Origin of the sequence: Kordiimonas marina (genome assembly GCF_023006325.1) — a bacterium.
Classification (GTDB): Bacteria; Pseudomonadota; Alphaproteobacteria; order Sphingomonadales; family Kordiimonadaceae; genus Kordiimonas; species Kordiimonas marina.
This window is the reverse complement of record NZ_JAINDF010000012.1, coordinates 1-8,281: the sequence shown is the minus strand read 5'-3', so window position 1 is coordinate 8,281 and position 8,281 is coordinate 1. Positions and strand designations below refer to the sequence as shown.

9 protein-coding genes and 2 tRNA genes are annotated in these 8,281 nt (G+C 59.3%); 8 read left to right on the top strand and 3 right to left on the bottom strand.

The window, feature by feature from the left end; genetic code table 11:
- The 5 genes from K6118_RS17115 to K6118_RS17095 form a co-directional block, all read left to right on the top strand.
- Positions 1–1,569 (top strand): VCBS domain-containing protein (locus tag K6118_RS17115; protein ID WP_247121722.1); only part of this gene is annotated, 1,569 nt, incomplete at its 5' end.
- Positions 1,570–2,292: 723 nt separating this feature from the next.
- Entirely contained in the window at positions 2,293–2,433 is a 141-nt protein-coding gene (locus K6118_RS17110) for a hypothetical protein (RefSeq protein ID WP_247121721.1), read from the top strand.
- 16 nt (positions 2,434–2,449) lie between these two features.
- Entirely contained in the window at positions 2,450–2,809 is a 360-nt protein-coding gene (locus K6118_RS17105; RefSeq protein WP_247121720.1) for a GntR family transcriptional regulator, read from the top strand.
- Between the two features lie 11 nt (positions 2,810–2,820).
- Positions 2,821–3,696 (top strand): ABC transporter ATP-binding protein, encoded by an 876-nt coding sequence (locus K6118_RS17100; protein WP_247121719.1) that lies wholly within the window; start codon positions 2,821–2,823, stop codon positions 3,694–3,696.
- Positions 3,693–4,631 carry a hypothetical protein gene (locus tag K6118_RS17095; protein WP_247121718.1) on the top strand — a complete coding sequence of 313 codons (939 nt, stop codon included), beginning with the start codon at positions 3,693–3,695 and terminating at the stop codon, positions 4,629–4,631. Before K6118_RS17100 ends, K6118_RS17095 begins: the two co-directional genes overlap by 4 nt.
- A gap of 121 nt (positions 4,632–4,752) precedes the next feature.
- Here the strand turns inward: K6118_RS17095 and K6118_RS17090 are convergent, their stop codons facing one another.
- The 3 genes from K6118_RS17090 to rlmB all read right to left on the bottom strand — a co-directional run bounded on the left by K6118_RS17090 (position 4,753) and on the right by rlmB (position 7,608).
- The gene (locus K6118_RS17090) at positions 4,753–6,096 is read right to left on the bottom strand and encodes a methyl-accepting chemotaxis protein (RefSeq protein ID WP_247121717.1); all 1,344 of its coding nucleotides are present in this window, start codon (positions 6,094–6,096) and stop codon (positions 4,753–4,755) included.
- A gap of 180 nt (positions 6,097–6,276) precedes the next feature.
- Entirely contained in the window at positions 6,277–6,720 is a 444-nt protein-coding gene (locus tag K6118_RS17085) for a cupin domain-containing protein (protein WP_247121716.1), read from the bottom strand.
- 3 nt (positions 6,721–6,723) lie between these two features.
- On the bottom strand, positions 6,724–7,608 hold the full coding sequence (gene rlmB / locus K6118_RS17080) for a 23S rRNA (guanosine(2251)-2'-O)-methyltransferase RlmB (RefSeq protein WP_247121715.1): 885 nt from the start codon (positions 7,606–7,608) through the stop codon (positions 6,724–6,726).
- 207 nt (positions 7,609–7,815) lie between these two features.
- Between rlmB and K6118_RS17075 the strand changes: the two genes are divergently transcribed.
- The 3 genes from K6118_RS17075 to K6118_RS17065 all read left to right on the top strand — a co-directional run.
- Positions 7,816–7,900 (top strand) — tRNA-Tyr (locus tag K6118_RS17075).
- A gap of 83 nt (positions 7,901–7,983) precedes the next feature.
- Positions 7,984–8,057, top strand: a tRNA-Gly gene (locus K6118_RS17070).
- 130 nt (positions 8,058–8,187) lie between these two features.
- The coding region (locus K6118_RS17065; protein ID WP_247121714.1) for a GTP-binding protein at positions 8,188–8,281 on the top strand (94 nt) is incomplete at its 3' end.

The window sequence follows — 8,281 nt, the reverse complement described above, 5'->3', positions numbered from 1 at the left end:
ACCTTCACCGTCTCGTCGGCGGATGGCACGACGCAGGATATCGTCTTCACCATCAATGGCGTCAACGATGCCGCGGTGATTGGCGGCACGAGCACAGGCTCGATCGGTGAGGACAGCACCGGAACGGCGACCGGTACCTTGACAGTTAGCGACATCGATACCGGCCAAAGCAGCTTCACCGCCGATACGATTGCGGGCAGTTACGGCACACTGACCGTCACCTCGAATGGTGACTGGAGCTATGACCTCGATGAGACGCTGACCGGGGTCCAGTCTCTCGCTGCTGGTGATACGCTGGGCGATACCATCACCGTCGCCTCGGCGGATGGCACCACGCAGGATATCGTCGTTACCATCAATGGCGCCAACGATGCGCCGACCGCGCCAGTGTTGTCCAGTAGTGGTGTGAGTGAGCACAGCGCTGGTGCCTTTGTCGGTACACTGAGCGCCACCGACCCTGAAAGCAGTGCAGTCCACTTCAGCGTCACCGACGACCGATTCCGGGTCGAGGGGGACCAATTGTGGCTTAAGGACGGTGTTTCGCTCGACTATGGAAAGGTGGCAAGCCTTACGCTTCAGGTTTTCGCGGCTGACACTTCCGGGCTCAGCAGCAGCACACAGGTTCATATTTCCGTCCTCAACGTCGGGGAGGGCGCTGCAGAGACCGGCACTAACGGAAACGATACGCTGATGGGCACGGGGGGCAGCGATACCATCACAGGCGGGGCAGGCAACGACACGCTCGATGGCGGCGCTGGCAACGACATCATAATCAAACCAGCCAGCGACCAAGGGCAGGATACGATCGTCGGCGGCAGTGGTGGTGACAAGATTGAGGCCGGTGGCGGCAGCGACTTTGTGGTCGGTGGTGGCGCCTCAGATGGTGCCACCCGTCAGACGTTGGTCGAAAATAGCGACCCCAACGTTGATGGCTCAGACACGATCATTGGCGGCACTGGCGACGATACGCTTCTCGGCGGTGGTTGGAACGATAGTCTGATCAATGACAACGGCCGCTATGACGAGGGTGAGGAGGTCGAGGCCGGTACGAGCCAGAACCGCCTGTGGGCCGGAGCAGGCAATGACGTGGCCGTGGGTTCAGGCGGTAACGACGTGATCGGCGGTAATGCCGACAATGACTATCTCAAAGGGCTTGGGGGCAATGACACGCTGTATGGCAACAGCGGCGACGATACCCTGAAGGGCGGCAATGGCGATGATCTGCTTTATAACGGGCAGGGCAATGACAGTGTCGAGGGCGGCAACGGCAACGATACCTTGTGGGCCGGGGCAGGTAACGACACGCTCATCGGCGGCGATGGTGCCGACAGTTTCGTGTTCGGGCACCATGCTGGCGATGATGTCATCACCGACTTCGATATGAGCCAAGACAGCCTTGATCTGCATCTCAGGGGTATCACGAGTGCTGCAGCACTTACCGATTCCGCCAGCGCCGCAACAATCAGTGGGCAGGCTGGTCTTCTGATTGACCTCGGCAACGGCGAGAGCGTTTTTCTTGTGGGCCTCAGCATCGGAGATATCGAGGGCATCAATCTGGTGGGTGCATGAACCAGGCTGAGTGGGGCACGGCAGACGGCTGACCGGCCGGTGGCGGAAGTGCGGGTCCCGATAGAGAGCGGGCGGCGAACCACCTTCGTCCGCCTGCCAAGCGCAACAGTCCGTTCCCTTGCAAGCTGGGAGGGTTGGTTCGGTATTGCGGGTTAAGACCCTGCCTGAATTGCTGAAAGCGAAAGAAATTTTATTTCGCGGTTTTGAGCATCTGCTCAGAGGCAAGTTTCCGATTCTTGCGCAGCCGCGCAACATTTGAGTCTAATGTCGTTTTTGGACAAGTTGAGTGTCGCGGGACATCGAGAGTGTTTTTCTTCCATAAAATAAAAGTCATTTGTAACAACAGGTTGCCATGATTTTTAGCATTTTCTTGAGGCAGGGGCTTGTCAATGGCGATTAGGTGTTATACATAACTAATACACCGGCACGATAGAACGCCCAGACAGGGCAGCCCGATATAAAAAGAAAAACGGGTTCAGCGAGGAAAAGAAAGCCGGGAACGGGATAAGGCAAAATAAACGCCGGCCCGAGTTAACGACAGTAGAAATAATAAGAACGAGAGAAAATCTCGGCAGCGAGGGAAAGGATGGGGGAGCCGGAAAACCGGCCCCCCAATCCGAAACAAAAAAAGGCGAAAGCCGATATACGACAACAATAACAACGACCAAACGACAGCATAACAAAAACACCGGCCCGAAGTCCGGCACAGCGAGGAGAAGAAAAATGTCGATGCGTACTTACCAGCATTATAAACAGGTACATCGCCGCAACCGCCGTCTTGCCCATAATGAGGCACGCGAAGCCTATGGCCTGCAAGAGCGCCGGGGCGTGAACGACAACCAGCTTTTTGCCACCGTGGCTTGAAGGAAGGGACGAAAGCATGACGCCGGATTGGACGGACGACCAGCCGATCTACCGGCAACTGAAGGACAAGGTAGTGACTGCAATCATGGAAGGGGCCCTCAAGGAGGGCGAAGCTCTTCCCTCGGTACGAAATGTCGCCGTGGATTTGCAGATCAACCCAATCACCGCCTCAAAAGCCTATCAGGAGCTGGTAATGGACGGACTTGTTGAAAAACGCCGCGGACTCGGAATGTTCGTGGTCGAGGGCGCGCGCTCGAAGCTGATGGAAGTAGAGCGTGACAAGTTCCTCAATGAAGAATGGCCGCGGGTCCTTGAGACCATCCGCCGGCTCGGGTTCAACGCTGACGAGCTGCTGAAAAGCGGCCTTAGCCACTGAGGGAGGGCATCATGACCGATAACGTGATTGAAGCGCCTGTGATCGAAGCAAAGGGCCTTGCCAAACATTTTGGCGACTTTGCCGCTCTCCGGGGCGCGACATTTTCGGTGCCGCTTGGCCGTATCGTCGGTGTCATCGGCGCGAACGGCGCGGGCAAGACAACCATGCTCAACGCCGTCCTTGGCCTGAGCTCCTATGAAGGCGAGCTGAAGGTCCTGGGGCTTGACCCCTCGAAACAGCGCGACGCCTTGATGAAAGATGTCTGCTTCATCGCCGATGTGGCGACTTTGCCGAAATGGATGAAGGTTTTCGAGGTGCTCGATTATGTCGAGGCCGTCCATCCGAAATTCGACCGCTCGAAAGCGATGGATTTCCTCTCACGCACCCAGGTACCGCTCGACCGCAAGGTCCGGGCGCTGTCGAAAGGCATGACCGTTCAGGTTCACCTGGCCGTGGTTATGTCGATCGATGCCAAGCTTCTGGTGCTCGATGAGCCGACGCTCGGTCTTGATATCATCTTCCGTAAGCAGTTCTACCAAAGCCTTCTGGAGGAATATTTCGACGAGGACCGCACCGTCATCATCACCACCCACCAGGTGGAAGAGGTCGAACATATCCTCACCGATGTGATGTTCCTGAAGGATGGCGAGATCGTGCTTGAGGCCGATATGGACGCGCTGACACAGCAGTTCATCGAGGTCATGGTAGCGCCGGGCAAGGAAGAAGAAGCCCTTGCGCTGAAGCCGATCAAACAAAGCACCACCTTCGGACGTGCAACATGCGTGTATAAAAACATCGACCGCGAAACGCTGGCTACACTGGGTGAAACGCGCCGCCTGGGGCTTGCCGATATCTTCGTGGCGACCATGACAGGAGAGGGGCAATGAAAACCTTTGTCGCCCTTGTAAAGAGGGAATTCCTCGACGGTAAAAACGGTTATTTCCGGACGCCGCTTATCCTGGCGGGCCTGACAGTTGCCATGGTGGTGCTGTCGGTTGCCGGGTTTGGCACCGTCATTCATATCGAAGATATCCAACTGGATGATGTCCATAACCTGGGGGATGTGCTCACCCGGGCGGTGGCCCAGAAGCCGGAGCATGTGCCGGCAGGGATCGCGCTTGCCTATTGGGGCATGAGCACCATGACCTGGATCGCCTTCCCGTTCGTTGTGTTCTTCTCGCTCCTCAGCAGCCTGTATGAAGAACGCCGCGACCGCTCGATCCTGTTCTGGAAGTCGATGCCTGTGGCCGACTGGCAGGAAGTGCTGGCGAAACTGGTGATGCCCGTGTTCGTCGCGCCCTTTATCTTCCTCGGTATCGTGATTGCCGCCCAGCTTGCCATTGCACTGCTGCTCAGCCTGGTGGTGATGTTCCAGGGCGGTCCTGTCCTGGCCTTGTGGCCGCTTGGCTTCATGTTCAAAGGCTGGTTCAGCATGGGCTTCCAGTATCTGATCATGGCGCTGTGGGCTCTGCCACTGTTTGCCTGGGTGCTTCTGGTGTCGGCCTATGCCAACCGGATGCCGTTCCTGTGGGCGGTGCTGACCCCGATCGTTCTGATCGTCGGTGAAGACCTGGTCCTGGGCACGCACAGGCTGGCGGGCTGGATCGGCGAGCATATGGCCGGCTGGCAGCGGGACGCCTACCATGACATCAGCGTCAACGGCCATATCGAAGGTCCGCGCGATCTGTACCAAATTGCGATCGGTCATCTGCAGTGGGATGCGATCAGCTACTCCTTCACCAGTCTGCACTTCTGGCTCGGCCTTGTGGTCGCCGCAGGCTTCATCTGGGGCGCGATCGAGCTCCGCAAGCGCGCCGTCTGATACAAGCTTTCCCCCCGGGCGGCTGTCATGCCCGGGGACCCGCGTACCCTCAATCTTTCCAAGCACAAAAAAGAACGGGCCGCAGCTGCGGCCCGTTTGCTTTGTTCTATAAGCTGATGGCTTAATCGTTATGAAGCGCCATCAGGAATTCCTGCACGCTGTCCCTCAGGCTCAGGCCCTGTTGCTGCAAGGCCTGGATCGAGGCGGCGACGCTGTCGGCGGCGCTGCCCGTCTTGTCGACAAGGCCGTAGATTTCCTCCAGGTCCTGAATGAGGCCCGAGGTGCCGCTGGCGGCGAGCATGGCGCTTTGGCTGATTTCCCGTGCGGCGGAAGCCTGCTGGTCAACCGTGCCGGCTACCTCGCTTGAGATGGTGTCGACTTCCTTCACCCGCTCGCTGATGCGTTCGAAGGCGCTGACGGTGTCTTTTGTGGCAGCCTGCAGTTCCGCAATCTGCTGGGAGATTTCGCCGGTTGCGCGCGCGGTTTGCGTTGCGAGCTGCTTGACTTCGCTGGCGACCACCGCGAAACCCTTGCCGGCTTCGCCAGCGCGCGCCGCCTCGATGGTGGCGTTGAGGGCAAGCAGGTTGGTCTGTTCGGCGATGTCGTTGATCAGCTTCACCACATCGCTGATTTTCTGGCCCGCGACATTGAGCGTCTCGACATAACGGGTGGCTTCCTGGGCTTCGGTCAGGGCCTGCTGGGTGACGTTTGCGGCCCGGCCCATCTGGCTTGCGACACTATCGACCGACGCGGAGATTTCTTCTGTTGCGCCTGCAACACTATTGACGCTGCCGCCGGTGTTCTCGGCCTTGTCGGCGGCGCTTTGCATCCCGCGGGTGGATTGCTCGGTCGCCTGGCTCATTTGCTGGACGGCGCTTTCGAGGTCGTCTGCGGTCCTGCCGAGCGCGTCGATGGCATTGAGAACGGTGCCTTCGAATCGCTCTGCGATCACCTGGCGGGCGTTATTCTGTTCTTCGATCTGGCGTTTGAGCGCGTCTTGTTCGGCTTCATAGCGGGCGCGTTCGGCTTCTTGTGTGGCGCGGATGGCTTCGGCTTCGTGCGCGGCGCTTGCTGCGGCTGCTTCTGCGGCGGTGTCCTCTGCTGCGGTTTCAGGCTGAGCAGTCTTGGCCTTGAAAGCCGTGAGGGCCGCGGCGATGGCGCCGAGGTCACTGCCCTGCGGCAGGGCCGGAATGGCGACGTCGGTTTCCCCTCGGGCGAGCTTGGCCGAGGCTTCGGCCAGCGCTTTCAGGGGCGTCATCTGCCTATTCAGCAGGATGATGTGGATGCCAAGCCCGATGACGAGTAGGGGAAGGGCCAACAAAGAGGCCGTCATCCCGAGCACGGATGGGGCGCCCGCGCCACCTGACGGGGCGATCAGCCAATAAAGAAGGGTGGCGGCAAGGGCAATGCCCGTGGCAGACAGGATCAGTTTCCTGCTGGTGGTGGATAGAGGTTGGTCGGCCATGGATGCGCTTCTTCCTGAAGTTTGTTTTTCTGGGGACGCAAACCGGCTTCACCTAACACCCGTGCTGCCGGATGGACGCGCATTTATCGGGTCCATCCGAAAACGTTAGCAGCCGGAACTTTAATTGACCAGAGCTTTCAAGAGCTTATGACGGGGTGCGAAAAAGGGTAGGGCGGCGGCTCACGCGGGGTCGCCGGGCATCCAGCCCTCGGGGGCGAGGGTGTAATTGTCGAACAGGAAGCCGGGGCATACCGTGCAGCCGCAGAGCGTCCAGCTACCTTCGCTGCGCGCGCGTTGCCACTGGTGGGCCGGGACCAGGGTCTGTGGGCGTTCGCCAGCCGTCAGGGCCGGGCCGAGCGTGTGGCGGCTGAGGATGTGGCTATCATCGGCGATCTCGAGCGTGAGCGGCGCGCCGGCATACCAGTGCCAGTTTTCGTCGGCATCGACCTGGTGCCAAAGCGCGAAATCGCCACCTTCCAGAAGATAGTAGATCGCCGAGCCGTGCCCGCGCCCTTCAGGGCCGTCTTCATGCCTGTAGGTACGGCTGTAGTAGCCGCCTTCCGGGTGCGGTTTCAGGTCCAGAAGCGCGACGATTTCCGCGGCGGTCATATTGTTCTTGTCCATGCCTCAAAGCCCCGCGAACTGATAGAGCGCAATCGCGGCGGCGTTCGAGACATTGAGGCTTTCCACCAGTCCGGTCATCGGGATTTTGGCAATGGCGTCACAGTGCTTGCGGGTGAGTGGCCTCAGGCCATGGCCTTCCGAGCCCATGACGATGACCACATTGTCGCCAAGCCGGACGTCCTTGAGGGCGACGTCCGTGCTGCCGTCAAGCCCGACATGCCAGTAGCCCATGTCCTTCAGGGTTTCGAGCGCCTGGGCAAGGTTGATGACCCGCACCCAGGGTGTGACCTCAAGCCCGCCGGAGGAGGACCGGGCCAGCGTGCCGGATTCGCCCGGGCTGTGCCGGTCCTGGGTGATGACCGCACGGGCACCGAAGGCGGCGGCAGACCGCAGGCAGGCGCCGACATTGTGCGGGTCCGTCACCTGGTCAAGCATCAGCAGGATATTCTTTTCTCCGGGGATCGGCGTGAGCTCCTCAAGCGCGAGGCCGGGCAGCGGCCGGACTTCGAGAAGCACACCTTGGTGGGGCGAATCCGACGGCACCGCGGCCCTGAGGGGATCTTCCGAGGCGACAATCTCAACCTTCAGGGTCGGCCGGATAGTGGCAAGCCCGCTGGTGGTGATGGCTTTCTCGAGGCCGATCAGCCGCACGCATTCCCGGTTGGGGTTTTTGAGGGCGGCTTCCACGGCGTGGCGGCCAAACAGGAAATAACCGTCTTTCGACTGCGGGCTGAGGGCCGGGTGGCTTTTGCCGCCCTGACTGGCATGATGGCCGCCTTGATGCCGTTCCTGCTGCCGGTCCTGATGTCTATCCGGGGCAGGGGGACGCTGAGACCGTGTTTGAGGGCGGCGCGCCGGTGGTTGTTTATTGTTTTTCTTTTTCGACATTGCTCATTCCCGGCCATTTTTCGGCTAATTTCGGGGGCGTATCCCCTGAAGTTTCCTGTCGTCTCTATAAGCGATAATTGCCGCGTGCCAAAGTCGTTTCAAAAAAATAGCTTTTTCGGGGAAGTTGGTGTTGACATGGGTCTGGATATGGGCATATTGCGGCCTCACCGCGACGCCGGAATTTCCGGTGTACCGAGTTACATATGTGGAGGGGTTGGGGAGCGGTCAAACCCATCAGACTGTAAATCTGACGCCTCAGGCTTCGCAGGTTCGAATCCTGCCCCCTCCACCACCTAACCTTCCTCGCCTTCGGTTCCGATTATAGGAACCGTGACAGGGAAGGCTTGTTATGTTCGAGAGGAGCCGCTGGCTTGTGCGGGTGTAGCTCAATGGTAGAGCAGAAGCCTTCCAAGCTTACGACGAGGGTTCGATTCCCTTCACCCGCTCCATACACGTCCCTCTCGGGCGGCTGCATCATGTGGTGACCCGGGGTGGGTTGCTGCGAGGTTTAAATGGTTCGCCCATGGGATTGTTCCCTACGGAAATGACCGGGGCGTGATTGCTTAGGATTGACGGGCAATGGCAAAGCAAAAGTTTGAGCGGACGAAACCGCACTGCAACATTGGTACGATTGGTCACGTTGACCATGGTAAAACGACGCTGACGGCGGCGA

Bases quoted from the DNA above. Each gene is read 5' to 3' on its own strand.
- K6118_RS17110 (WP_247121721.1), top strand. From the start codon at position 2,293: ATGTCGATGCGTACTTACCAGCATTATAAACAGGTACATCGCCGCAAC.
- K6118_RS17105 (WP_247121720.1), top strand. From the start codon at position 2,450: ATGACGCCGGATTGGACGGACGACCAGCCGATCTACCGGCAACTGAAG.
- K6118_RS17100 (WP_247121719.1), top strand. From the start codon at position 2,821: ATGACCGATAACGTGATTGAAGCGCCTGTGATCGAAGCAAAGGGCCTT.
- K6118_RS17095 (WP_247121718.1), top strand. From the start codon at position 3,693: ATGAAAACCTTTGTCGCCCTTGTAAAGAGGGAATTCCTCGACGGTAAA.
- K6118_RS17090 (WP_247121717.1), bottom strand. From the start codon at position 6,096: ATGGCCGACCAACCTCTATCCACCACCAGCAGGAAACTGATCCTGTCT.
- K6118_RS17085 (WP_247121716.1), bottom strand. From the start codon at position 6,720: ATGGACAAGAACAATATGACCGCCGCGGAAATCGTCGCGCTTCTGGAC.
- rlmB (WP_247121715.1), bottom strand. From the start codon at position 7,608: ATGTCGAAAAAGAAAAACAATAAACAACCACCGGCGCGCCGCCCTCAA.